The 26,651-nt window shown below is 41.2% G+C and carries 25 protein-coding genes and 1 tRNA gene; 8 read left to right on the top strand and 18 right to left on the bottom strand.

Going from position 1 to position 26,651, the window contains the following annotated elements:
* Positions 1-23: 23 nt before the first annotated feature.
* The 3 genes from NRI_RS00430 to NRI_RS00420 all read right to left on the bottom strand — a co-directional run bounded on the left by NRI_RS00430 (position 24) and on the right by NRI_RS00420 (position 4,253).
* Positions 24-932 carry a hypothetical protein gene (locus NRI_RS00430; protein ID WP_012779485.1) on the bottom strand — a complete coding sequence of 303 codons (909 nt, stop codon included), beginning with the start codon at positions 930-932 and terminating at the stop codon, positions 24-26.
* Positions 933-1,360: 428 nt separating this feature from the next.
* Positions 1,361-2,320: a hypothetical protein gene (locus NRI_RS00425; RefSeq protein ID WP_012779502.1), complete on the bottom strand. Its 960-nt coding sequence runs from the start codon at positions 2,318-2,320 to the stop codon at positions 1,361-1,363.
* A gap of 856 nt (positions 2,321-3,176) precedes the next feature.
* Positions 3,177-4,253 (bottom strand): hypothetical protein, encoded by a 1,077-nt coding sequence (locus NRI_RS00420; RefSeq protein WP_012779483.1) that lies wholly within the window; start codon positions 4,251-4,253, stop codon positions 3,177-3,179.
* A gap of 476 nt (positions 4,254-4,729) precedes the next feature.
* On the opposite strand from NRI_RS00420, the gene NRI_RS04195 reads away from it, so the two are divergent.
* Positions 4,730-4,891 carry a hypothetical protein gene (locus tag NRI_RS04195; RefSeq protein ID WP_012779499.1) on the top strand — a complete coding sequence of 54 codons (162 nt, stop codon included), beginning with the start codon at positions 4,730-4,732 and terminating at the stop codon, positions 4,889-4,891.
* Here the strand turns inward: NRI_RS04195 and truB are convergent.
* Genes truB through lipB form a run of 3 tightly spaced genes read right to left on the bottom strand, consistent with a single transcriptional unit; the run spans position 4,888 to position 6,237 of the window.
* Positions 4,888-5,583, bottom strand: a complete 696-nt coding sequence (truB, locus tag NRI_RS00410; RefSeq protein ID WP_238523012.1) for a tRNA pseudouridine(55) synthase TruB — start codon at positions 5,581-5,583, stop codon at positions 4,888-4,890. The genes NRI_RS04195 and truB overlap by 4 nt on opposite strands.
* Positions 5,584-5,606: 23 nt before the next feature.
* Complete coding sequence (locus NRI_RS04225) at positions 5,607-5,852, bottom strand: lipoyl protein ligase domain-containing protein (RefSeq protein ID WP_407635191.1); 246 nt, start codon at positions 5,850-5,852, stop codon at positions 5,607-5,609.
* Entirely contained in the window at positions 5,794-6,237 is a 444-nt protein-coding gene (lipB, locus tag NRI_RS00405) for a lipoyl(octanoyl) transferase LipB (RefSeq protein WP_012779498.1), read from the bottom strand. Before lipB ends, NRI_RS04225 begins: the two co-directional genes overlap by 59 nt.
* A 459-nt stretch (positions 6,238-6,696) precedes the next feature.
* Here lipB and nadE point away from each other — a divergent pair, with 459 nt between their 5' ends.
* The 3 genes from nadE (at position 6,697) to fmt (ending at position 8,851) form a co-directional block, all read left to right on the top strand.
* Positions 6,697-7,581 (top strand): NAD(+) synthase, encoded by an 885-nt coding sequence (gene nadE, locus NRI_RS00400; protein WP_238523010.1) that lies wholly within the window; start codon positions 6,697-6,699, stop codon positions 7,579-7,581.
* 243 nt (positions 7,582-7,824) lie between these two features.
* Positions 7,825-7,898: transfer RNA gene (locus NRI_RS00390), tRNA-Ile, on the top strand.
* Between the two features lie 44 nt (positions 7,899-7,942).
* Positions 7,943-8,851 carry a methionyl-tRNA formyltransferase gene (gene fmt, locus NRI_RS00385; RefSeq protein ID WP_012779496.1) on the top strand — a complete coding sequence of 303 codons (909 nt, stop codon included), beginning with the start codon at positions 7,943-7,945 and terminating at the stop codon, positions 8,849-8,851.
* A 403-nt stretch (positions 8,852-9,254) separates the two neighbouring features.
* Here the strand turns inward: fmt and NRI_RS00380 are convergent, their stop codons facing one another.
* The 7 genes from NRI_RS00380 to NRI_RS04250 form a co-directional block, all read right to left on the bottom strand.
* Positions 9,255-9,794, bottom strand: a complete 540-nt coding sequence (locus tag NRI_RS00380; protein ID WP_041351356.1) for a hypothetical protein — start codon at positions 9,792-9,794, stop codon at positions 9,255-9,257.
* A 125-nt stretch (positions 9,795-9,919) separates the two neighbouring features.
* On the bottom strand, positions 9,920-10,462 hold the full coding sequence (locus NRI_RS00375) for a hypothetical protein (protein ID WP_148205698.1): 543 nt from the start codon (positions 10,460-10,462) through the stop codon (positions 9,920-9,922).
* 607 nt (positions 10,463-11,069) lie between these two features.
* The gene (locus NRI_RS00370) at positions 11,070-11,696 is read right to left on the bottom strand and encodes a hypothetical protein (protein WP_012779494.1); all 627 of its coding nucleotides are present in this window, start codon (positions 11,694-11,696) and stop codon (positions 11,070-11,072) included.
* Between the two features lie 334 nt (positions 11,697-12,030).
* A complete protein-coding gene (locus tag NRI_RS00365; RefSeq protein WP_148205697.1) occupies positions 12,031-12,618 on the bottom strand; it encodes a hypothetical protein in 588 nt (195 codons plus the stop codon).
* A gap of 551 nt (positions 12,619-13,169) precedes the next feature.
* Complete coding sequence (locus NRI_RS00360) at positions 13,170-13,604, bottom strand: nucleoside deaminase (RefSeq protein WP_041351354.1); 435 nt, start codon at positions 13,602-13,604, stop codon at positions 13,170-13,172.
* The gene (gatB, locus tag NRI_RS00355; RefSeq protein WP_012779492.1) at positions 13,597-15,063 is read right to left on the bottom strand and encodes an Asp-tRNA(Asn)/Glu-tRNA(Gln) amidotransferase subunit GatB; all 1,467 of its coding nucleotides are present in this window, start codon (positions 15,061-15,063) and stop codon (positions 13,597-13,599) included. The genes NRI_RS00360 and gatB overlap by 8 nt, the downstream gene beginning before the upstream one ends.
* A gap of 932 nt (positions 15,064-15,995) precedes the next feature.
* Positions 15,996-16,121: a hypothetical protein gene (locus NRI_RS04250; RefSeq protein ID WP_274377735.1), complete on the bottom strand. Its 126-nt coding sequence runs from the start codon at positions 16,119-16,121 to the stop codon at positions 15,996-15,998.
* A gap of 124 nt (positions 16,122-16,245) precedes the next feature.
* Here NRI_RS04250 and NRI_RS00350 point away from each other — a divergent pair, with 124 nt between their 5' ends.
* From NRI_RS00350 to NRI_RS00335, 4 genes are all read left to right on the top strand, one after another.
* Positions 16,246-16,788: a hypothetical protein gene (locus tag NRI_RS00350; protein WP_238523009.1), complete on the top strand. Its 543-nt coding sequence runs from the start codon at positions 16,246-16,248 to the stop codon at positions 16,786-16,788.
* 1,238 nt (positions 16,789-18,026) lie between these two features.
* The gene (locus tag NRI_RS00345) at positions 18,027-18,686 is read left to right on the top strand and encodes a hypothetical protein (RefSeq protein ID WP_041351352.1); all 660 of its coding nucleotides are present in this window, start codon (positions 18,027-18,029) and stop codon (positions 18,684-18,686) included.
* A gap of 683 nt (positions 18,687-19,369) precedes the next feature.
* The gene (locus NRI_RS00340) at positions 19,370-20,041 is read left to right on the top strand and encodes a hypothetical protein (RefSeq protein ID WP_012779490.1); all 672 of its coding nucleotides are present in this window, start codon (positions 19,370-19,372) and stop codon (positions 20,039-20,041) included.
* 217 nt (positions 20,042-20,258) lie between these two features.
* Positions 20,259-20,999, top strand: coding sequence for a hypothetical protein (locus tag NRI_RS00335; protein WP_041351350.1), 741 nt, complete (start codon positions 20,259-20,261; stop codon positions 20,997-20,999).
* A 760-nt stretch (positions 21,000-21,759) separates the two neighbouring features.
* Here NRI_RS00335 and NRI_RS00330 read toward each other — a convergent pair.
* The 5 genes from NRI_RS00330 to NRI_RS00310 form a co-directional block, all read right to left on the bottom strand.
* Positions 21,760-22,578, bottom strand: a complete 819-nt coding sequence (locus tag NRI_RS00330) for a hypothetical protein (RefSeq protein ID WP_012779489.1) — start codon at positions 22,576-22,578, stop codon at positions 21,760-21,762.
* A 705-nt stretch (positions 22,579-23,283) separates the two neighbouring features.
* Complete coding sequence (locus NRI_RS00320; RefSeq protein WP_012779455.1) at positions 23,284-24,342, bottom strand: hypothetical protein; 1,059 nt, start codon at positions 24,340-24,342, stop codon at positions 23,284-23,286.
* A gap of 324 nt (positions 24,343-24,666) precedes the next feature.
* Entirely contained in the window at positions 24,667-25,326 is a 660-nt protein-coding gene (locus NRI_RS00315; RefSeq protein WP_041351345.1) for a hypothetical protein, read from the bottom strand.
* A gap of 170 nt (positions 25,327-25,496) precedes the next feature.
* Positions 25,497-25,586: a hypothetical protein gene (locus tag NRI_RS04275; RefSeq protein WP_407635193.1), complete on the bottom strand. Its 90-nt coding sequence runs from the start codon at positions 25,584-25,586 to the stop codon at positions 25,497-25,499.
* 146 nt (positions 25,587-25,732) lie between these two features.
* Positions 25,733-26,392 carry a hypothetical protein gene (locus tag NRI_RS00310; RefSeq protein WP_012779454.1) on the bottom strand — a complete coding sequence of 220 codons (660 nt, stop codon included), beginning with the start codon at positions 26,390-26,392 and terminating at the stop codon, positions 25,733-25,735.
* Positions 26,393-26,651 lie beyond the last annotated feature (259 nt).

The raw sequence follows: 26,651 nt of genomic DNA, 5'->3' as shown, positions 1-26,651 counted from the left end.
ACTACCATAAATCGGAAACTATCTTAGCGCGCTGGCCCCTCTTTCCCTGTACAAGCTTGTCGCTCCATTTCTTCAGCTAAAGCAAGTTGTACAGCCCTACCGTAGCAGCAAATCCTAACCTCTCGCACACCTAAAGCTTCAGCTATATTAGAACTCCTCAAAGCCCGAGCAGCAGCGCAAAATGCACTAGCAAAAGCACGATTATAAATATTGCTCGGGATATTTCCAGAATATATACCCGAAGCCACCAGCGGCATCATTATAATAGAGTCCCCAGGAAGTGCCGCACGCTGAAGAGTGCAAAACGTCTCAAGGAATAGTCGGTAAAGGCTATCCCTAAGGGCACGCTCGGGCGAAACAGTGGAAGAAGGAAGCCTGCTCATATCTGGAGAGTGAACGTGTACAACACGTACCTGCCAACGCGGATTCCTAAAGATCCTTTGGTTAACAACTACGGGCTCAGCAACAAGACGCTCTGCTGTATTCTGATTAACCGGGGTGTCAAAGACTCCTATAGCACTGTACAACGCACCTGAAGCACCGCTTCCAGTATAGCGACATGTCTGGAAAATAGATCCACCTGGATCTACGACTATCACATTACCCTGCCAGTTGGGTCCTTTTACTCCAGGTTCTACCCCTAAAATTCCCTCTGGCACTAAAATACAACCTTCTAGACCAGCAATTGGTATATTGCGTAACTCAAGTTGCGGCTTTTCAAGTTGAAAGTGCGGAAACTGGGCTTTTGGCAACAGATCGACCTGTACAGCTTCATCGGCTTGGTCTCTCCCCACCTGTACAGACTGATCAAGTAACTCTTTCTCCGCGAGAGCACGTATTTTACACAACTTGTAAAGCGCAGCTGCCAGTGCTACCAACAGCAGAAAAAGCACTACACCAAAAGCTATGAAAATTTTTTCATTTGTTTCCATACTGATTTCTTCTAATTAATCGCAACTGGGAACACTACCCATAACCTAAAGTTTATAATAACTTAATATAAAAATAAATTTAAAAACTATTAGTTAAGGAATGAAACCATCATTTCAAAGATACAGACAGGAAAACCAACCTTTTTCTACCGTGAACTTGAAACTTAGCAGCCCCCATATTTAGAAAGACCTCTGACACAGAGGTTAAAATTGAATTGTATTTTTAGACACAAAATCCAGAGGTACGGTCATTTTCGTACCTCCGAACTCGCGACTCACACTCTTACGCCCAATATAGAAGTACTATGCCTTCATATACTTAGATGCTAGACTGACACCCAGCCGTTTATTACGGTCTATATCCGTGCTAGTTGGATCGCCATCTCCCACAAAACACAAGATATTGGATAGTTACCTTAGGTGCTATCTTATCGAGCTGGTGAATCTGGGGTTTTACCAGCTTCTTGGTCCATTTTTTGCCTTACTTTATCCATTGCTTCAGCTAAAGCAAGTTGTGTCTCTCTATCACCACAACAAATTTTGACACTCTTTACATTCAAAGCTCCGGTCGAAGTTTCGCCTACACCACGCTTGAAAACATCAAAAAACGCTTTGGCAAAAACCTCCAGCTCCTCAGACTTCGGCAAACCTTTATTGAACCCTTCCAGCTCCACCATCGGTATTAGGAGGGTTGCTTTAGTACAAAAACTTCGCATTTCATACGAACAAGCCCAGGATATACGCGAAAAAGTAGAATAAAAAAACAACTGAAGCGCCAAACGCAATACATCGGGGCTCATATCTGCTACTCTGCTCACACCCAAACGAGATGGAAGAGTATTACCAACGTGTATAACGCCTGCCTCATAGCATTGAGCACGAAAAGTCTCTGGATTAATCAATAATTCCTCTCCGTTACATTTTTCACGCATACTCTCGCTAATCGGACCTTCATGGATTTTCAGAACATCATACAACTTCCCTGAATCACCTTCTCTAACATAACTGTAGTTCTTAAACACACTCGCAGATTGGTCGACGATTACCACTTTACCACGCCAGTTGGGTTTAGTTTCGGCCCCTTCGGGACCCAAAATTCCATCTGAACTCAAGAAACAATTTTTCAGACCAGGAACTGGAATATCTTGCGAAAGTTCTGCCCCTTCAAGCTGCGAATGTGGATCACCCCCTTGTTCGTCAGAAAGACTTCGTTCTTCAAGGTGACTTCCTCTATCTTGTAGTATTTTCTTGTCAATTTTACCTTTTTCTAAGGCAGCCCTTTGTTTAGCAAGTTTTATCAATACCGCACAAGCTACGATTGATAATAGCGCAACTACAGATAGCACTGCGCAACTCATTATTAAATCTTTTCCAGCATTAATCTTCATTATCTCTATTAAGCATCAATCAATATTAATTTTAGAATAAAATAAAAGATAATTCTACCATAGGTGAAAAACAAACTTTCGCATGTTTTCGGTATGAAAAAATGGGAAAGTTTGTTTATATTTGTTAATCAGCTCGCTATTTCGAGACCCTAAAACGACCTCATAGAAGAAACTGCAACACGTTTGGACGAAAATACCTAAACGGATTCCAGTACATTAAGAAGCTCAACCGTTTTACACCTTCTTTCCGGATTGCTACTCACAATTGTGGCTAAGCAAAAGCAGTCGCATAACGCAAAAAACTTGCCAAGACAGTAAATACGGTTTTGCGATATTCTGAGTGGAAGAAAGGAAAGACAAGACAAGAAAAAACAATCTTAGTTGAGATCAGCCTACTTCGTGCCTGTTCAGATCGGATTTATACGTTTTAGGACTCAAACATTTAATAACAAATGCTTGTACCACGAAGAAACTTTAATTGCCCGAACATGTACCAATTTATTCGTAGATTCGCGCATCTCCATTAGTACTAGTGATTTCTCTCTTTATACACATGAGAAATGCAAAGAAACCTGCAATCGAAACACTATTGCACTACAACAATTCGTAGAAACAGATATATGGACTGTCAAAGAACCACCACCGGAAAGCAAGTCATTAGGTAGCACAAGGGTATACAAAACTAGGAACATCACCACGTGCACCAAGCACACAAAATGAAGAGCATGGCTACCTATGCAGCATGGTTAATCCAAGTGGCCAAAACACGTCGCACAACCCTCCTGATACTGGAACACCTGATTCAAATAGAGCAAAAAAGAAGCAAACCACTGCACTATGTACGTTAGTAAACTCCTTATGGTAAAAGTACCTCGCCTGCACTAAGCGATCCAGACCCAGTAACGCTAAGTGATGTAATAGATGTAGAAATAGATGTCTTTGATTTCACCGAATCATTAGCACCACTCAAAGAAAGAAGTGGCGTGTCAAAGGAAGATAATATAGCTGACGCATACACTAAACTAGCATCCAAAGAGGACATTAAATCCTCTGAAGCCTTTTCCAGTGAATTCCGAAAAGAAACATCACCCTTAGCGTATGGATCTGGCAACTCACAACCAGGCTTGGCGGAATAGCCTTCACTGGCTGTAAGGGAGGATCGGTTAACATTCATGTTACAATCGCCCGACTCAATCACAGTATCATGTTTTTTTAAACATTGACTATCAGACTCACATTCTTCAAAATCACTACCGTTATCATCGGCACTGCGAACAGAGTCCTCCATAAGACTTGCGTCAAAAGTTGTTATCCCAGATACATCCACTCCTGTATCTTGGGAGCTACCTGAAGGATGGCGGCGTACACTATAAGCCGCACTGATACCACTGTCCACCAATATTTGCTTAGCATCATCACAGCCCTCTGTTTCTCCGCATTCAGCAACATCAAGCACATGATTAAACTCCTGCAGTCCAACATTTTTGGGTGATTTTATTTTAAGTGACACTGATACTTCAGGTTTTAACTGTTTCGTAAGCACGTACCCACCGTAAATAGGTGCTTTCTCAGCAGCACCCGCAACATCATAAAGTACAGTAGATCCATCATTACCACTCTGTATCCACGAAGTTTGGCGTAAATCGTCCCCACACCGAAGCTTAATAAGTTCATCCGGAAGCTCACTTATATTTGCTGTAAGATACAGGTCTAATTTTTTGTAAAAACTCTCAACTGCACGATCTGAACAAAAATTCTCAACCGTGTGGCATAAACCATCAACCTTCTTGTTAAGTCTTGCTATCCCCATTTTGACCCTTCTTATAAAAACAATCTCTGTTGCAAGAACAGCAATTAGACATAACAACCCAATTGCAGTGATAAACAATATGGGAAACAAATACTTTGGTTTACATAACTCTACAGTTGACATTTTCAACCCCTAATACTCATGAGAAGACAGTACAACGGCAAATTTAGCCCTATGTTTCCTGAACAGCAGTTCATAACCGGAATAGAAAAAGCAAGCCAGATCCTTGAGGCAGACGACCAAAGTGCTATCTTACCCAAGGGATATACCAGAAAGGAAACTGCACTGAATGGTAATACTATAATACCTTTCTACATTCATATACAATTTTATCCTATGACATCTTCGAACTATCCTAGTCTCTAAGTGGTGCCCTCTCTAACGACAAAGACCTCTCTATTAAAGGAAAAACTGTATTTGCAGGAATAAAGAAAAAATCGGAAAGCACCACCCCTAGCAAATTAGGAATATCACCGTTTTAGTGAGAAAAAGCGCACATTATAGAAGCAGAACCACTTCTACAGACAGCTCAATTCCTTGACTCTACCGTAGAAAAGCCATACACTTTGTGGTATGGTGATGTGACGGCGGGAGGGTGCATGAGTCCTGATAAAGTCTTGCTTCTTTGTGCTTTTTGCTGCTTGGCTGTTTTTATGGCAGTTGCAATTGCACTCGCCATGCGTGGGACCACTCAGGGCACGTCGGTGGAGCAGGTCTCATCCGTATCTAATATGGGCGGGGACAGAGGCAAGGGTGATTAGCCTTTGTGTGTGGCGAGTGGCACACCTGGCGGGACTATGTGCTTCTTTGTAATTTCTGAAAGCCTATTTCCGCTGGTGACGTTGAATATGCCTAATCTTGTTCTGCGTATTCTACTTACAAATGCAAGTGAATCCAGTTTGTGCGCGATGTCCCGAGCGATTGCTCTGACGTAAGTTCCTTTACTACATGATACTTTCAAAACTGATTGCCCAGCCGAATGATTCATACATTCAATACTGTGTATAACAACCACTCTGGGCTGTATATTAAATTCTATACCAGCTCGGGCAAGTGAATAGGCCCTGCGGCCGTTTACGTGGATGGCTGAAAACTTAGGTGGAACTTGCAACTGCTCACCAAGAAATGAGGGTAAAACCTCGAGAACTGCTCTTATACTTGGTATGAGACCACCGCTTCGAAGCACTGCACCCTCCGAATCTAGTGTATCTGTTTCCACACCCCATTCGATTGTGAATTCATATTCTTTGAAAGAATCGTCAAACTGCGGGATGAGCTTTGTTGTCCTGCCAAGGGCAATAACCAGAACTCCAGTTGCAATAGGGTCTAATGTTCCTACATAACCCGCCTTCTTTACACCAAGCTTACGCTTTAAAAGTTTCAATGCACCAAACGAGGAGATTCCACTTTCTTTATCCAAGTTAAGCCAACCTTCTATGCTATCTAATTTCACATCCAACGTCATACCACCCTAACTCATCCGCCAAAGATTTTTATAAATGATTTTTTGAAGTATCTATCAAATGCATCAAAGCTCCTTATTTCTATACCCATTTCCTTTACAGAAGTTACACCAAAATTCTTAATTCCGCAGGGAACTATCGCATCATAGTGGCTCAGATCTGGATACAAATTAACAGCAATACCATGATAACTCACCCACTTACTTACTCTTACACCAATTGCTGCAATTTTTTTTTGGTGGCTGACATTCCCTTTCAACCCAGACTCCAATATGCCCCTCTTTTCTATGGCTATTAATCCCAAAATTATCGAGCGTGATAATGACTACTTCTTCCAACAAATAAATATATTTATGGAGATCACATATATTACGGCTCCTTAGATTAAGTATTGGATAGATAACGCGCTGCCCAGGACCATGATAAGTGTACTTACCTCCTCTCCCCACGTTAAAAACTGGAAAAAGATCTGGATTGAGTAGATCCTGTGGATCTGTGCTCGTACCCCCTGTATAGAGCGCCTCATATTGCAACATCCACACCAATTCATCGCCTAAACCGTTAATAACCTGCTTTACCCGCTCTTGCATGAACATGAGTGACATTTGGTAATCGACACAGTCTTTATCAATTTTCCATTCCATCACAACCTATTGATACAGACCTACTTGAGCTCATTATACAAATTCATGATATCAACATTGTACAAAGCTCGCTGTTTTTACGAGATCGAAAGTCAAAATACGTTTGATATTCGGAACCTACTGCAACAACTTTCGCAGTTAATACACTTTAAGTATAACTTAATAAAACTTTTTGAATCCAACAAATTGACGCAGGCTGGAAATTCTAACAGGGACCTCTCGTGAAAACAAACTTTCTCTTAAAGTTGAGTATAACAGCTGGAATATCTCTCTCCCAAAATAGAGAGATTTCTAAATGTAAACCGCAAGTTTACAAACACCCTGTTTAAAGTGCCATGCGTCGTTAACGAATGCTTCGTCCACATAGTGGGAATACGGTACAGAATTCCAATTGGAGAATGCCACTTAGACTCAAATAAGTGTAGAAACCGTAAAATCTACCCCAAGGTTTTCCGGTGAATGCAACCGGATGACTTCTTTACCTCGCACAAAGTAAAGGTTATCTGTAATGCTTACGTGCAAAAACATCATCCTAAATTGGAAAAATACTACTTATTTGTGCTCCATGAACTGAGAAAGTACTTAAAAAACACAGACACGTTAGATGTAATCGTTGGACTTTCTGGAGGAATAGACTCGGCCCTAGTTGCAACAATCGCGACTGATGCATTTGGTAATAGTCGCGTACGAACTGTAATGATGCCTTCCCCCTATACAAGCACTGATAGTATTGATGACGCACTAGAGATCGCTCATAGGTTGGGCGTGGCGCACACAGTTATCCGCATCGATGGATTGCTTCAGTCATTTAAAGAGGTTTTTTCACACTGTGTAACGTGGGAAGAACAGGATATTACAGAGCAAAACTTGCAATCACGTATACGTGCTGTCATCTTGATGGGACTTTCAAATAAAACAAACAGCATGGTACTTTCAACCAGCAACAGGTCTGAGATTCTTACAGGTTACTTTACCCTCTATGGCGATTCATGTGGCGGATATGCACCTATTTCAGCATTTTTAAAAACACAGGTTTACAAACTTGCACAATGGCGCAATGGCAATATACCAGAAAGTAGTATGCTACAGAAAACAGGTGTTATCCCAGAACCAGTATTAAGAAAAGCTCCAACCGCTGAATTAAAGTACAACCAGAAAGATTGTGACGAACTTCCAGAGTATGAAATACTCGACCAAATTTTAACCGCCATCTTATGTAAGCAAGATTTAACAACTTTAAGTATAGATGAACGAATAGTCTCAATGGTCGTTGAACGGGTTAAAAAAGCTGAATACAAGAGAAGATACTTACCTATTGGACCTGACCTACTTGAGATTAATTAGAATTGAATTCTTGCTTAAATTGAGTGTATATTTCAATCGTTCTTTAATCTTTACTCTATAATATCAACTAAGCATTGGTGCTGCATTATATGCTGCAAGGCAACATTTTTTCTTTCCTCCCTAAGCATGAAGTTGCCTTGCAAAAATTTTCTCAACCACTGACCCTTTCTCCTGAAAGTAAAAAGCCATATAAAATCTGCAAAATTGTAATGTTTAAGGATTCTTGATAGAATCTCAATCTTCGGGGCTATAGCTCAGTCGGTTAGAGCACTCCGCTTATAACGGAGAGGTCGCTGGTTCAAGTCCAGTTAGCCCTACTAAATGGTTCTAGCTTGTTTCGGGCTCAGTGAAAATACTTTTTATGGGATCGTCCGCGTTTGCGGTTCCGACGCTTTTGAAACTCATAGCGGACCCGCAATTCGAGGTTTTAGAAGTCTATACCAAACCTCCAAAACCTAAGGGACGCGGCCTCTTAACTTCAATGACGCCAACACATTCGACAGCTTTGGAGTATGGCCTGTCTGTAAAAACACCTTTTTCTCTAAAAGGAGAGGAACTCCCTCCTTGTGACGTAATTGTTGTCGTCTCTTATGGTCTTATCATACCAGATAAATTACTATCGCATCCAAAGTTGGCACCTCTCAACATTCATCCGTCTCTTTTACCCAGATGGCGCGGTCCCTCACCAATTCAATATACAATCTTGGAGGGAGATAAAGAAGCAGGCGTGTCTATAATACGCGTTACACCTGAACTAGATGCTGGAGCAATATATACCCAAAAAGCCATCCCTCTTGATGGAACCGAGACGTACTCAACTTTACATGATCAGCTTGCTAATCTTGGTGCCTCAATGCTGCATAGCGTATTGAAAACTTTGGACATCATCAAACCTGCACCACAGGTGGAAGAAAAAGCTACCTATTCAAAGAAACTTCCTAATTCAGTGAGCATTGATTTCTCTGAAGGGATAGAACTATTTTTAAGGAAGCTGAGGGTTTTTGGTGCTGTTTCAATTGAGCTATTCGGCAAGCACGTAAAAATAGTAGAGGCTTGTAGGACTACAGATTCACCGATTACTAAGGTAGGTGTTAAAACAAACTCCAAAAAGATCTTTCTTCAATTTAAAGATGGGTGTGCAATCGTAACAACTGTGAAACCAGAGAATAAAAAGGAAATGTCCACGGAAGATTTCCTCAATGGAATACGGAACAAATGTGAGGCTCATTCTAACCCGCACGTTTCTACGGACCATGGAGAAAACCTTTAACTTAGTCCACTACCTAGCAGAAAACTCTCTTTTTCTCTGATAAACCCTCACACTAAATAGAAGCTTCTCCCCTACTGCAATGATGCACGGCGATCTTAAGCAGCTTTTTTACAACAATGATCGCAACACGTCGTGATGAACGTCGTAGAAAATGATAAAAGAAAAACACGCGCCCATACTACTAAATCCTACCGACACATAATCAGAGCAACTCAAGAATTGCACACATTAGATTCAAACAGAAACTTAAAACGCAGTAGCTTACAGTAGTACTAACCAGCTTCTGCTACATTCCTCGGTCAGTTGGAGCGCACGCATCTATACTGATATCAGCCTCTACTATAGGGTTTGCATAGTTTCAAAATTTACAAAACTTCTTTCGTAGCAAGTACAATTCTGCAATTTACAAAATAATTTTTTCCCCTTTGCAAGTAGTACTTTCAACTTCGGCTTCAGACACGCCACCTACAGGTGTAGCAGCACAGGCAAGCTTAGAACCAAGAGCAGAGAGTACACAAAGAAGTGTGAGAATGCCAAAAAACACGCACACCGCTTCAGCAGTTTGCGGTTCAAAACCATGGCCGTCCACTATAAAACCAGTAGCGTGACCCACAAGAATTGCACACGTAATCACAAAAGCCGCGCCAGGTAGAATAAGGAACAAAATGGGACCCCACTGTACTATTTCCTGCATTCGCTTACGATCTAGACCATTTTTCCCAATACCATCCTCCACTGCATGTCCTGCTCCTTTTTTCATAATAAGAAGTGAGAGAGGTATTAACAGAATAAAGGGCAGAGAAAAGTACATAATGACCTCCTCACCACTCAAGTTGAGCTTTAGCCTCAAAACAAGGTAAATTGCAAGGACAGCAGTCCATAGTAGAGCAACTGCAGTAAAACAGCAGATAGCTTTAATCTTATCAGGTTTAAATTTTTTCATTTGCACCAATATTTATATCAAACATAGTATGTATGGTGTTCTGCCAGCATAAACAACACCTTTGGCCGTAACCAAAACATTATAATATGGTAAATAAACACACTATTAAGTGTAATATCTGCGATCTAGGCGCAAGACCTACCACCTTCTGTATTGAGCATTAGAGTATCGGAGTAATCAACTTGAGTTTTAGGTTTAGCGGATGCACAAGCCTTAGATGCCGTCATAGAAGCAAGCGCACCGAAACATAGAAGAAGGCAACAAAACGCGCACACTGCTTCGGCAACTAGACATTTAATACCACCTACCTTCAGATCCTCATTCGTATAATGCGCAAGAAATATGCACGCAATACATAAACACAGTGCACATACAACGCAAACCCCGTGTACAAAGTTAAAGAACTCTTCTCCTGCATATATTTCCTCCTTACTTAAAGGCTTTTTCTCCAGGCAGCCATTCGTTATACCTGACACAGCATTTTCCGCAAGATACATCGAAAAAGGAACCAAAACCAAAAGAAGAGGAATAGAAAGGCACGTAAGAATCTTTGAACTCTCCCACTTCAACTTTACCCTCAAAGCAAGGTAAGCTGCAAAAACAGCACCCCATAGTAGAAAAAGTACACCCAAAGCGCATAAAGCTTTGCACTTAACTTTACCAGTCATAGCCATAGAAAACCAACATTTATAACGAAAACACAGAGTGAAGTATGAGCCATCAGCATAAACATCTATTGTGCCTTTAGCTACTCCCACTAATATTAAATTGTAAATAAATAAATAATTAGATGCAATACTATACTAATATTGAATGTAGTTTGCTTTACGTAAAAGCTATTTTATTAGAGAGTTTCTCTAATCCGGTAACATAAAACTGATAAAACTGATTTCAATCACTATAAGTGGGATAGTTAGAACAACTATATCAGGGCTGGTCAAGACATACCCAGCGGATTAGATATTAAAAGGTTAAACTATGCTGAACGGAACAGTCGGAACAATCCGGTAGAGTAATCAACAAATACGTCTTTCTTGTTAAATACAGCGGTGAACGCCCTCAATCAGGTAAATAACTCACGAGAGGCTGGTGAATGGAAAAGGCTGACCTCTCAAATTTTACAGGAAATAATAATCTCCACCTACACACCGATAAAGATGCTATAAAAAGGTCAATAGCGAATGTATAGGTGGATGTCTATGCAGTGCAGTAGCACGAAAAAGCCACCATGATGCCCCAGGCCGCACATGAGTTCACCATGGTAGGCTGCTGCGATTAGAGGAAAACTGCATTAAGTACAGCTTCGACAATGCTTACTTCATCATTTTTGGATCCTACTTCATGATCTTGATGCTCTGAAACACGTTTACGTTTGTCTTTATCTTCATAAAGTGACTCCAACTCAGAGTAGACCCTACAAAAAAATCGACAAGCAAATATAGACGAAATCGATAAAACAAATAAAAACGCACATATCCCTTCAGCAATTGAAAGACCTAGGATCGAAGGATTATCTTGTGCACACCTCAACTCAAGTTCACTCGCAATAGCTGACCAAACTATGATGCAACAAGCACTGGCTAAACCGGAAAAGCAGGTCACCTTCCAGACCATATTACTATCTCTTGTACCCACTGTTTGTACATTTACCCCAAGTTGACGCTCTCTTCGAACAACAGCGTCTGCTGTTTGTGCTACAGAGAACAGCAAAAACGTACCCCAAAGCAAAGCACCAGGAACAAGCGCAACGACAAGAGCAGGTACCATAGGACGCCCACCAGGCAAAAACCCTCCTCTCATAGCAGCGTAAACAGAGGCAACAATAGCCCAAAAAATAACATATAGGAAAAGACACACAGCGGCTTTAACTACAGTTTTATCGGATATGTTTTTCACTAACATTGGCAAAACTAATATGATAAAATGTACATACGCCGCACATTATAACATGAATATAACAACAATTCACACCGATGACCAGGTGCCGAAATACGCTGCGGCCAAAGAGCCCCTCCTAGACAACACACAGCGGTCGAGAAGTAAGTAGATCCCAGTCACGCCAAACAAAGCAGTCGTTATCTGACAAAACCCTTTCGCCAGATAAGTTTTGCTGTCTAAAAACAGCACGACACGAAAACACCTCTCCCCGCACGCACATTCAGATTAACATGACTTCCCCCGTCCTCTAAACGTGAGTAATCAAGCAAACCTAGCCCAGCCCCTACCCGCATGCACATTAACGTAACGTCTCTGCTTGAGAGGCCCGCATACTTAGTAAACTCTCAACTTTTAAGTCCCAAGCTTCCCGCAATTGGAGGGCCAAAGCTTCCGGAAGGTAAGCATTTCGCAGAGCAGAACCGACACCTGAACTAAAAGTGAATAACACCAGGAACGCTACACAGATGGTCTCGGCAATCAGGTACTTCATCCGCAGAGCTGGATCTGTAGAGTTATCAAGAGTGTTAGCAAAGTAAGAGCATAATACGGTGGTTGCTACGAAAAACGCACCTGAAGCGTAAAACAAAGCTGCGCCAAACAAAAATTTTCTCCTACCTGCATAAAGTTGATCTTCACCAAACTCAGCCACACCTGATACATTTCCAGCATATTGATCTTGACAACGTAGTAGAGCTTCTGATTTTTGACTAGAAAAGAAACCTGAAAATTTATTCACAGTAAATAAATACGTACCAGAGATTAGAAGAGCTATAGGAGCTAACAAATAGGTCAAAGCTGACATACCTTTCATATTCACCTTTAACCAAGCCCCTCTAACGAGAAGATGAGCTGTCAAAACCGCCAACCACCCAACAATCAAAAACACAGAAAAAATAACACTTTTAATAGGAAAATCCTCTAAAGTAACCACGGTTAGTTATACAAAATAGACGTACAGTTTATTCTATTTTTAGCCTAATAAGAGCTCAATATAGTAATTTCATAAATTGTTTGAACTGATATTTTGTTAAAAATTATACTTATTTTTGAGGGTATATGCTAACAGCGAAATAAATAGGGCCGACCTTACTATTCAAGGCTAGATTATTTAATCAACTGCGACAAAGTTGCCTTGTCCGAGCTAACCCTGGATTAGCATATTGCTCGGACACCTTCTATCGTGCAATTCATTTCTTTCGTCCGTCTCCACAAGGATAAGAAAAAATAATAAATATCCAAGTAAATTATGCACTTCTTGGTAAAATTCATAAAACGTCTTACAAGAACTTGATTAAGGGCGAGTAGAACTTTACCTCAAAAACGGACTATTATTGGGCTCGACATAGAATAGCTGGACGCTTTGCTCCAACTTATTCACCACTGCTATTGTGCGCTAACCGGAGATTACAGAAAAAGCTAAATGTTTCTACTTAATCTTTAATTTCTTAAAATACGGAAAAAGCTAGATAAAAGCTCCTTAGCTTCATCCTCCATGAGGCCTTCGTATACCATTGGCACATGAAAATAAGTTCCCGTGCCAAGACAGCCATTTGAAATGGCACCACGTTTTTCGTCGTACGCGGCAAAACAAAGTGTGCCAACCCTGCTTAAAGACATCGCATACATACACATCGGACATGGCTCCAACGTTACATACAGTTCGAAATCCACAAGAAACTTCACACCCAGCCTTTGGATTGCTTCTCTTATGACGAGCATTTCGGCATGCGCTGTAGGATCAGAATCTCGAAAAACACGATTACCAGATGAGGCAATAACAGCACCTTGCCTAACTAGGACAGCTCCAACAGGCACTTCACAATCAGACTCACGAGCAACACTAATTGCTAGCTCCATGAACTTCTTATCCATTCTGCACGCGACGCCTTTCGAGTTCCTCAAGTAAGACTTTGTTGACCAAATGGGGACTTGCATTCCCATTGCTTTTCTTAATCACTTGTCCGACCAAAAAGGCAAGTATTTTCTCTTTACCCATGAAATACTCTCCAAGCTTTGCGGGATTTTCATCTAATATCTCTCTTACATACCCGAGAATAACCTTACCGTCCGTGACTTGTCGCAAGTTTTCGCGTTCCACAATTTCCCTTGGCGAGCCCATACCTTCAAAGCTTTTCCTCAGAACCTCTTTTGCTGTTCGCTCTGATATTTCTCCGCTGTCCACAAGTCTCAGAAGTTCATCCATCAAAACCGGAGTTACAGGACTTGCTGCGATTTTGATGCCACGCTTATTGAGCAAACCAAAAAGCTCAACTGTGATCCATCTCGCAGCAAGTTTTGGTTGATAACCCCTCTCCAAAAGAGCATCAAAATATCGCGAGGCATCGACATTTGAGACAAGCACGTTCGCATCGTATGGAGATAAGTTAAGCCCTCTCACATACCTATTTTCTCTCTCATCAGGTAACTCAGGCATAGAAGCTCTAATGCTTTCTACATATTCCTCTTCCAAAACCAGGGGAAGTAAGTCGGGATCTGCAAAGTAACGGTACTCAGTTGCAGATTCCTTGGACCTTGTAGCAATAGTACTTAGAGTATCCACATCAAAAAGTTTTGTTTCGACTGCAATCGTACCACCACTTTCCAGAACTTCCACTTGTCTTTTAGCTTCATGTTCTATTGCCTGAGCCAGGTTTTTAGTCGAGTTGAGATTTTTTATCTCACATCTTGCACCCAGTTCCGATTCACCCACCCTTCGAACTGAAACATTTGCGTCACAGCGGAGCTCACCTTTTTCCATGTTAGCGTTCGAAGCACAAACATACTGCAGAATGAGCTTCAACTTGTCCACATAAGCAACTGCCTCAGCCGGAGATGATATATCGGGCTCTGAGACTATCTCCATCAATGGGATTCCAGCCCTATTGAGGTCTATATATGTTTTACCAGGTGAGAGATTATGTATGCTTTTGCCTGCATCCTGTTCAATGTGTATGCGATTTATCCTAATGACTTTATCGGGATTTCTTATTCGCACACATCCGCCAGTTATGATCGGATAGCTATTTTGGGTAATTTGGTAGCCATGTGGGAGATCGGGATAAAAGTAGTGTTTTCTCTCGAATACCGAATATAAATTAATCGTCCCACCAAGACCTAAACCAGCTCTAATAGCTTTCTCAACACAGTTAAAATTCAAAACTGGCAGGACTCCTGGCATTGCAGCATCAAAAAGAGTCACTGCCGTATTAGGCCCCTTCGTGGAATCACATGGAGCATCGGAGAACAATTTATTTTTGGAGAGAATCTGTGCATGTACCTCCAGTCCGATAACAACCTCCCATTGAGCCGTCTTTCCATCTATACAATACATGACCTCAAATAACCTCCCAGTGGATCATTCTATGCAAACCACGACCAAAGGTACACCCCCTTTCACTTTATGATGTGCAAAATGCGGATATTACGTCCAGTAATAAATCTCCGATTCATGAATAACTCAACATTACGAACATTACAAAAGGAAAAGGAGAACTCTCTAATGACAGATGTACGGAGTACCGCTTTCACTTCTACGTGAAGATTACAAAACAAATATGTCACTTATAGGAACACGGTCCATCTACTAACACAGGGAAAATTGTTTTCATTGCTACAATGCAAAAATCCAAAAAATGCACTCGATTTTGAAACGTGGTTAAAATGATCAAACGGACACCTGTTCGTATTGTCTGAGTATTATCAGATGAGAACCCACAGTTTGCACATAATCATCAACAAAGCATTCAACTTTTATGCTTCTAAACCGTCAACAATTTGAACGGCCACACAAATATTAATATGCAGGATTCTAATCAATTATCTCAACTATTACTCTCATACAGCCAATAGCTCCACTTATATTCTGTCGCCCTATTTCAAATAACTGAAGTCAAAAGGCGATAAAATGAATGACAATTGAAGTGATCCACACTTCCTCCTCAGGGCACCTCTAGGCCAAATATAAGAACTGGTACGTCAAACAAAGGCTTATAGGAATAAATAAAAGGCTTCGTCTTTAGTATGGCTCTCCCAAAAACCAGCATATATAAGTTAAAGTCTCAATTTAGGGTCGTTAGCCTTAACAAGGCTATCTAGCACGCAGCCCACAACCATACCTTACTTTACCTTCTTATTGATTTTTCTACTCTATTTATTTGAAATGCAAAGTTGCTCAACTCATGCACGATTTATGGTATATTTATTATAGTATTAGCATGACGATATCATGCCAATACAACAAAACTGAGTAATTTTCTCTTATTCTTAGAACAGCAACAACTTTATTGACATGCCTACACATTTCTCACCAAATACCAATCCAAGTCCTGTATCTATCTCCTTACTTGCCTTACAGTGCGTGTGCTCTGCAATCTCAATTGGATGTATCACAAGTAATTTACTACGCGACAAAGATCCTCATGTAATTGAGGATTCATTCATTTTATTGCTCTGCATAGTTTCCCCACTGCTTTCCAGCCTACAATACACCATACAACGAAATTACCTTACCAAGATGGTCGAAAAACATCCAGCAGGAAACATTCAGTTGACAGATAAAACAGGCACAAAAGTAGACATACCATCAGCCAGCAACATTGATCAATCATCAGTCAGTGAGTTAAGTTGGGACTACTCAGATGTACAACCGATCAACGATGTGAGCTTAGAATCGTATATACGAGGAGGTAACTTTACAAACACAAAAATATATGACTCTCCGACCTCAAACCAAACTGCTCAAAGCAATTACAAAACTTACATGATGGAGCGTTTCCTCTGCGATGTGAAAGAACTATCGATCCTGAGCAAAACCCCACTTTTTAGTGACACTACTGAGGAAGAATGTACTCCAACGGAATCTAGCTCTCAGATCCAAGAAACGTACGAGCAACCAGTCTGTGAGAACCCTGCTCTGAAAAAGTACACCTCGATGGTTGAGTATTTGCCTCAACAAGTGGATGAGCATTCACTGTGGAGCAGTGTTCTCGTAGAACAATGCGGAACAACCAAAAACCCCACTTCTGTGCCAAACATTGAGCGGGGACCAGGTTTATAGCTGCCTTACTATATTGCTTGATTCGCACTTACCTAGACCGTGTGCACGAAATTGATTGTATTGTCTGATACATCTGATCTGTGCACCAACATATAAACAAATGGTTTAACCAAGTCAGGGTTAGGACGCTGCGACCCCTGACACACGGTTAAACCCATTTTATTACGTTTCTGGGCTTCAATAAGCTGTGAATGCACACCGACTACCTGGTCTGCGTAGTGGATTGTGTACCTCCTTGCAAACAAGGACTAGAATTAAGGCTTGGTATGTACAAAGCAAACACAGCACGCACATATCACATCCCGTAGTTTTTTGTTTTATTGTTTTCTCGTGTGAACAGACAAATCGAAATACTCTGCGAACCGCATCGCAAAAAGTACTCAAAGAGATAAAAACACTACTGTAACACTTTGCCATGGTTCGCCTTTTAGGAGGAACTGAATTTATGGGTAGAGCACTTTTTAGAAACACCTCCTTATCCGCAAGTTCGAGTAATAAGGATCGTTCGTACTGTTGACGTCAATAAGCGGTGTAAGTTTCAGGCTACACAGACATGAGTGATCTGTTATCCTATCCAAACTAACCACATCACATTTGATTCTTCACATGGGCAGCACTTCTTGTTTTCACAGCGCACAACAACAGCTGGAATAGCACCAAAGAATCGACCCCATCTAGTAAAGTTCCTAGTATCTTCTCCGTGATTGCGAATTGAAAAGGAGTAAACCAATGCTGCTGAAAACAAATTAGCAAAAACTATCAAGACCGAAATTAACTAAAGTATACCAAGACTCACAAGTATTAGGTTTTCTAGCGTTCCTCAACAGTACCACAACAGAATGAATGTGTGTTCCACTCCATTATTAGCTGAATGGTCAGCCATTCGAACGTGATAGTTCCTCCAGAGAAAATCTGCGTACACTAATGACCTGCATACTTCTAAAGCTGGAGAGCTAAATTCTACTGCGGGGCATTCGCGTCTGTCTGCTCTATGAAGTTAACTAAAAAGTTTCCAAGTGTAAGTGGTATTTGATCTTAGAACATCAATTCTCAAGGCACTTCAACATGAAAGCCACTCTACAGCAAGCACCGTAAACCTAAAAACTACCCAAAACAGCTGAGATAGAGCAATCTTGTAATAAATAAAAGTTGACAAATTTAATAATAGTATCGTATACTTATTATGTGTCTTCCTCTTCTATAATTTCTCTACCACGTGTGGTGTTTTGTTTGTTGTTATGGCACGTTTTTTATCTACTTTCTTCAAGCCGGTTTCTCCTTCTGCACAAAAGTTGAGACGGGCTATTTTTCATCCAAGTTCGTCAAAGGCTGTTATCGCTATAGCTGCTCTGTGGGCTTGTATCCTTATAGCATACTGTGTTCTACAAATACCGCGATATGGGCGGATCAGGTCGTTCAGTGAATCCATCTCTGCTCTTTTACTCCCAGTAATCGGGGTAACTGTGTTTTCCTTTCTTACACTAAGAGGCATTCCTTCAATTAGTGAAAAGGATACCGCTATTGCAAAGGCTGTATCGGAGCTTCACATCCAAGGTGGCTACCAAGAATTGCACTCTGCCGCTAGCGAACTGAAGGAGATCAAAAAGCCTTCTATGCGCCTCATTGGTACTTGCGTAGTTTCTTTTAGTGTTGCGCTCGCACTAGTAGACGTTTCTCTTGGAGCTGCGGCCGGGACAAATGCATATGGTTTTTTTGTCTTCCTAGAAGCATCGCTCGTGATCGCAGCTTGTGCTGGCCTCGTTGGATTTTTGGCACTGCATCACCAGTCCAGGGTTGCTACAGCATTGTCTAACCTTTCAGAAGAGCAAGTCGATGGGATCGTTGATGCTGTTCGTCTTGAGCAAATAGCTAAAGCTAGAACACAGAATAGGACGTAGTTTCATAAGCTCCAATAAGCTGTAGTGCATCGCATTTGCTTGCTCTCTGTTTCGAAGTCTCGGTTGGCCTGTATTTACTGGTAGGACACTCTGCCTAGCACTGTGTTGGTAGGTCTTATCAGGCCCCAACGTCCAGTGGATAGGCGCCCGGGTTTTTGGGATTTCAAACTGCGAGTACAGTAGAATAGATGGGCTGTCCCTTTCCTGTAACCCGCACAAGTGTTCTTGTGTAGACTCTGTACCACAAACTCATATAACTCTAATTAGAACAAGGAGCAAACACCTTGGATCTTACACATGAGCTTTTTAGATCCACTATCTCATTTTAACCGTCCGATAAGAAGAAATCCTCAAAACACACAATTCAACCAAGATCGCAAAGTACGGTCATACAGCGGTTGATACGCAGACCATAAACGACCACTATCTAAAAGCGAGAAACCCCAGAACACACCCACAATCACATAGATACAATGCACGCCGTTAATGCTCAGGAATGTGTCCTATATCTCAATTTAGATACGGAAATTGCCTTTATCTCACTCAAAATTACATCTATATATTATTTTAAAAACCTGTCCTTATCAAAATGAGATTTATGCTGAAAATATGCTAATTTATTGACATGAGATGAAAAAAATAGTTAGTATTTAAATAATTATTCACATTTTTATCAGCTATTTATGAGTAAAAGTTCAGATTCTCATTCCGCAAGCAACAAAGTAAGGAAGGAAGCGCAGGCTGTCATCACCGGGGCTCGATTTCATCTTGCATATGCAGGGGTTGTAGTGCTTTGGACAATAGTCGTGGTAGCATATGCTGCTTTACAATTTCTCAGTGAGCAATTAGGCACCATATGCGGAGGTAAGGCAGATATGGCACGTGCTGCGTTTGCTGCGCTTACTCTGCTTGCGTGCTTAGCCACATTTTTGTTCGCATCTGAAACTAGAATACGCCCAAGTGCTTGCCGGGAGAAACTAGGTAGGCTGTGTGAAGACAGTGTGGATGTGGAGACTGTACAGGAAGAGATAGACAGGGCTGGAGCAAGCAGTGGAGTTAAGCTTGCACTTGGTGTTGCAATGCTACTTTCAGCCGCTGCACTAGCAATGTACCCAGTGCTGTTTAAATTCGCTGGAATTACGATGGAGGGTGGCACTCCTTATGCTCAGCTGGGCGAAACATTACTTTTTCTTCTTTGTGCCGTTACAATGCTTTCTCTGGTGTTTATTGTGGCAAAAAGTGAAAGAGCTGCATCTGCAGCAGATGCAATGGAGCAGCTTGGACACTGTCCGAGTCCCGCTCTTCAGCATAGTGACGTACAGCACACATCAGAAAAAAGCTTGCTTATCCCTTGAGATCAGTACGGAAGTAAGGCAAGATGTCTTTTAGCTCAAAGGCAATATTTACTGAGCTATACATTCTTTCTTAACCACTACGGATGTTTACCTCTCCGTAGTGGTTTCATTGTGTGGAGCTTAGCTTCTAAAAAGTTGTTGGTTGATCATTTTCCTTGTTATCTTTTTGTTATGTTTTTTTGGGTATAGTGAAACCATAATAAAGGTTTTACGACTTATGCAAAAAAGCGATGTCGATTTGCTCAAAAAGGGATTACTGGATAAAAGGACCGTTGCTCTGTTTTCCGTGATGGTGTGCCTTTCCGCATTCGCGGTTGGAGAGCACATATTTTTAAGATTCCCTTGGAAAAATAACACTATAATGCATGGCCAATGTATTTGGCTTTACCTCTTTCCTCCAATACTTGCAGTAGCTTTCATAGGTGCGTTTAAGCTCTCCAAATCGGTGGAAGCAACCTCGACGCTTCGCGCAGCAATGCAAGAAATCCTCGATAACGAAAAACAGAACGGGAGAATAGACCCTATAAGTTGTCAAAAGGCAACGATAGTAAAAAAAGTAAATGAGGCAGCATATTCTTTAGAGAAATCATTTAGACCAAGAGCAGAAGAGGTATTTGTTATCTCCGCTGTACTCTCGGTTGCCTGTATCACTGTCGCAGGCTGTTTGGATAAGACAACGCACCCTGCAAAAATGAAAACCATGGCAATTATCGAATCTGTCTTGTTTGCTAGCACTCTTGCTAGCTTACTTCTTCTATGGGTTACTTTGTATTTTGCTGGAGCTGGGAGGTCGTTACAATCCGATCATCCTCAAGGAAGGAAAAGAATCTATGAGTTGATAGAGGGACTCTACCTCACAAATGATACTTCACCCTTTGGTGCCCCACCACTTCTCGATGAGGTAAACGCGTTTGCGTCCACTAGTATCCCTCTAACACAGAGGAAGTATTCTCACTGAAGCACAGTATGCTATACCAAGATAAATACTTCTGATAGCAAGTAAGAAGGACCCTTCTTCATGGTATACGAATGATCTCAAAAGAAAGAGAAACGCTCAGATTTAATAGAAATAGGATGAACTGTCCGTTTAGCTTTGCACATTTTATGCCCACTCATAGGTGGGCGGTTCATTAAAAATAATATCGTCTCTTGAAGAATAGAACTTTACGAACTTCTCGTAGATAACGGTAAAGGTTGCTATACTCTGCAGGCCCTATTTTGACCACAAAGATTAGAACTCTCTCCTATTGAACCTTAAGGCGTCTAAAGCGTGTAACGCTCCAGCATAATCTATAAGTCTAAAAGAAGAATCCTTTAGTTTCAGATTTCATATCTTTGTGTAATACCAACGTGGGTTTTCTACTGTTAGATAACGTGACATCCACAAAACTGATAATCCTGGCAAAATAGCACACAAAAATGCATATCTTGAACCTTTCATTACAACAACAATTTCAATCCAATGGCATAGTTCCAATGAAAAATCGAATAATATACCCAAATCGGCGGAGTTCAATTGACAGGTCATATGCTTCCTCCATATGAAGTATCTAACATGGTTTAACACGTTTTAATCACCGTCAAAACAGGGTAAAACTCGCTTACACTGCGATTTCCAAGACAAAACCGTAATTACTCAAAATTACCAATGAAAGCTTACCATTCCTTAGAGTCATGAAATGAATCTTGACACCTAAAATCTAGTTTGGATTGTCATTTTAACTCACAACATATTGAGGAACCGAGCTTCTTCGGGAATCAATCTCCTCAACTTTCTCTAACTCAAAGGCATGTGTTACTTGATCCTTGTATAGAAGCAGTGCTGTGATCGTGAGAATCGAACTGAATGAAATAGCTAGCAATGTACTTTGTAAGGCAATTAAGCAGGCTGCATGCATATTATGAAATAGACCACCCACAGAAAAACACTCCAGAACAATAAATGCAGTCATAGAGACAATAAAAAGAACTGCCCCAACAATAAGAATCACATTACAAAAAGAGAAATGAGGTCGTACAACTGCCGATATCTCCTCAACCGAATCACATCTTTCCAACCTGTTATAATAAAAAAATTCTTTGATACGTCTCTTTAGTTCATATACTTTTTTTCTGCAGACCGAGTTACAAGAAAGACTGAGATCAAAGGCGGCCACCCTCATTAGTGAAAGAATGAAAAGAAAAAGGCAGGGACCCAGTAGGTAAGATATACGCAAATTCAGAGAGGAAATCTTTTTTGAGGCAGCGATTCGTTCGATGGCAATGTGCGCTACTATTATTCCCAGCCAAACAAAGCCAAGAAATAAAAACTGAAGATTAGTCTGCCAATTAAATACACATTTACGTATCTCAGTAGGCAGCTCTTGCCAAATAAGTTTCTTGCTTGGATGGTATCCACCTCCCGTTTGGTTGTAACTATCCAGGATATAAAAGGTAGCGGCCCTTTCTGGACCAATTTTTTTAGCTTTAGTATATCCACAGTTTTGAAGCCCATCTGGTAAACTTACTTGGATACCATTTCTTGAGTTTCTTCTCATATTTTAGCAGTCATACAGTGCATGTGCCTGTGTATATATTTCAAAATTAAAAGAATACTAAATGCTAAAAAAATGATATTTCTTAAAAAGTATTGAACTTTATTTCGATTATATTGCCGGAAAATTCACTTCTCAGAGAGCGAGTTAACATTATTTCCGAGGAAACGTGGCTACCCTTTCTTTCAAATGTAAAGTGAACAAAACGAATCAAACCACTCGACAGCAATTTTGAAATTCACTTTAAAATGCATGGGTTCCGTTGCAAACACAATTTAAGTGAAAATACAAACAAATATGTCCAAAAAACCGCAAATACAGATGTAAAAATCCATTCCAAAGCGCTTTGCCCTACACACTATTGAGAATGTGCATAAAAATTCAATACTCAAAGACCACAGGGAAGGAAAAACAAGTCAGAAAAACTAAAAAGAACTTGAAGATCGTTAATCTCAACAACATGTGGATTTTCAACAATCCGCTCCTACGCTTCAGGAAAAGCAACAGAGCTATACACCATTACGCACTTCTGAATCAAGTTATGAAAAGCGCATGAGATAAGACACGAAAAAAACCTCCCGAACAAGAACACAATTTGTCCAAATACACCACCCGAGCATGAGAATGCACCCACTACTGAGAAAATCTACCGCCCTACCTACAGCTGGGGGATACATCCTATAAACAAACGTACGAGCACGAAATTTACTAACCCCTACTTGGAAAATCCACTTCCTCTTCTGATCCTATATCCTCTATATCAACTGCATGAAGTTCGCAAAGGCGTTGGCTAACTCCCTCGGAAGGTGGTGGTGCTTCACCTAAACCTTCCGCAGATAGAGACAAAGCAGCACTATCTTCACAAGTTGGTGCTGGTAAAGCTCCAGACGCTCGCACAGAAGATTCAGACGCTATCGCACGCAAGCCTCTTTGCATGCACTGTACAACCAAATTCTGAGTACCTACAGCAATTCTTGCTCTAAAATCTACAGCAACTACTTCGGGGTTCATTACACAAGATAATCTTGCTGCCACGGCTGATGCCTCTGTATCTCTCATACCCGGCGTCATAGCATTCATAGCAAACATAGCTATCTCCTCTCCCGTAGGAGCAGTCATAGTTGCGGCCATCATATCAAGTGTTCCGCCCTCATCAGTAGTGGTAGTGACACGGTAACGCCCAACTCCATCATCACCGGGAACAAGAGTAGTAGGAGTCTCTAAATCCTTTGTCTGCTGGCGAGTGGGAAAACACGATGCTATTAATAACGCTAGAAGTATAGCCAAAAAAGCACACTCTAGACCGCCAAGCACTCGCCTTATAGTCAGGCTAAATCTCCCACTCAATTTCGCATAGTCCGAGAGTGCAACGAGAGCAACAAACGCCACAAAGAGCAGCGTTAGGCAAAGACTTTTCACAATCTTAACAACTGCTTTTTTACCTTTTTTATCAGTACCACACCCATCAAAAGGTTCTTTATTACTGCTCTCATTAGAGGGCGCTTTTTCTTTAGAAGTGGGGGTGTCTATAGTCAACGCGTTGAGTATAGAACGTAACAAAAGAACCATACCCAAAAGCAAGAGAACACCTTGAAGATATACAAAACACCACCAGCTCTCTTTTACGTCCCAATCATCCCTCCAAGGTATCCGATATGACATACAAACGGCAAAAATGATCGTAGATAGGAGAGAAACAAAAAAAAGTATGGTACGTCTCAGAGCTCTAGATACCGTACCCTTCTCCTCTTTCTTTTCAACTAACATAAGCCCCCTGGTATATTTAACAACATTTACATACAAGCAAAATCACAGCATCCTTTTGAACTAATGAAACGCAAGAATTGTTACAACTTATTAATGAATATCAAACAGGACACAACACTAGCGGATAGCTTAGTTATATCATAACTAAAAAGCCTGGCAGGCATCAATCTATCCTAGGTCCCATCCAATCTATTGGACTACAGTTGGACAAAAACCGCCCGTATTGAAACACCACGCGCTTAAGAGAATTGCCCCTGTCAAGTGAGGCTTCCCACCGCACCTGAACCATCAAAATCTATTGCTATCCGTGCTATTTTTAGATCATCAGAATCGGGTGACATGAGATCCCACATCCCCTGCTTCTACAGCAGAAGACAGCAGTTGTGAAGATGGCCCTGCTACAGGTGTTTCACCGCCACCTCGGGAAGAAGATTTTCTGTCTTCCTGAGCAATAGCAAACTCCAAAAGACCTGCGTGCAGCGCACGCACTCCTTCAGGAGTCACAGGAGGCAAAACAGCAGGCAGAGAGAATCTTCTAGGCGTACTTTCGGCAACATCAGCATAAGGTTGTGACCGACTTCCTGCCAAATTTTGTTCTACTTGCTCTCGGAGAGACTTCATTTGTGATAGAAGATCTCCAGCATCTACGAGCAGTTGCTCTGCTGTGGAAGTAGAAAGACCAGGCTCAGCTCCTGAGGATCTTAGTACACCAGAAGCGTAACATAACTGAGACACCAAGATAATAAAAGTTAGAGCAATCAAAGCTGCCAGCATAGCAGCTCTAATAACAGAAGCCTTAAAGTCCTCACCCCCCAGCAAATCGGATAAGAGTATAGCTGCACATAGTAACAAGGACAAGAAAGAGCAAAAACAGTACACAACAAGAGCCAGCCTGTCCCGTTTTTTTAAACTAGCAGAACCCATATTAATCAAATACCCTCCAACATTATCTTTTGTTAAACCAAGGACTAGCAATTCCCGCACTATGCCCCAAAATACCTATGCTATTTGGTAGACTCATCTCTCCTATTCGTAGGAGACCGCACTAATAAATAACTTCACCTATAGACTAACAAAGATTAAATTAATTTACAATACTTATGATACAATTACCACACAACACGGCATAAAACACTTCTTTTACCAGTTTCGACCTACTCTGTTGAAAGAAATGTTTCTATTAAGTGATGTGTCCCAACTTGATTTGAATGATCAAGATCCGCAATTGTTCGTACCGCTTTCAGTATACGAGTACCGGCATTTACTAGGATTCTCTCCCACTTTCTCTAGAATATTCCGGATCATTGATTGTGCCGACCTCCGCGGGTTCAAGTTCGATACCATATTGTGGATTAGCGGAGAAACCTGCTGCGGCTGATTGAGTGAATTGTTACGTAACACTCACGACATTATGGGCAACTCTGTATAGGATCTCCCCTCTTTCACCAAACACGGCAGATAGCCTAGATACCATAAATCCAGTACCCCCATAATGAGCACCTGAAGGAGCCATATCATACACGCCAACATTGCCACTCTCCCTAATGCCACCAACATGACTCGTACCATCAAAAGTACGTTCAGGGAATTCCATTGCAGGAATATAAGTGGGAGGAATTGCACCAGGACCACACAAAGATTGTACTATTAAGACCACTAAAAGAAGGAATAAAAGCGTACATTCCACAATAGCAAGTACCCGCTTTGTTCTTAAGGGCAAGTCCGATTTGTGGTCCAAGACTGCGGTAATGCAAATAAGTGCTAAAGAAAGCACAAAGCACACACAGAAAGAGCAAACTTCGAAAAGTGTCCTTTTAGCGATACCTTGCCCATTACGATCTGCTTCGTTTGCACGAACACCAACACGATTAGACTTAGATAGTCCGAGCATTAAAGTAATAGCCAGAAGGAAGCCAACCCACTGAAGATATACAAAACACCACCAGCTCTTTGTTATGATCCCATCATTCTTCCAAGGTATCCTTTTTACTATCTGAACAGCAAGAACAATTGCGGAGAGAAAAAGGCGAAACAAAGTGACAGGACCCACAATCTTCTAGCCTTGCGTAATCTTCTAATCTCGACATCCCTAGACACTTCATCCTCTTCAATTACTCGACTAATTTCATGACAACGCTACATTCCCCTAGGACCCATCTCTTTTAATTCCTCAAACTACCCTACAAGATGCTGGCTCAGACATCCACAATACCCAAACCATGGTTTATAATGCAGCAGAACTCAAGATCTACGTCATTCCACTACACACTTAGAACACGTGTTAGTAAATAATTTTACTTATTATAAGC

This window comes from Neorickettsia risticii str. Illinois, assembly GCF_000022525.1.
GTDB lineage: Bacteria > Pseudomonadota > Alphaproteobacteria > Rickettsiales > Anaplasmataceae > Neorickettsia > Neorickettsia risticii.
The sequence above is the reverse complement of the archived record's forward strand: the minus strand, read 5'-3'. Positions and strand labels throughout refer to the sequence as shown.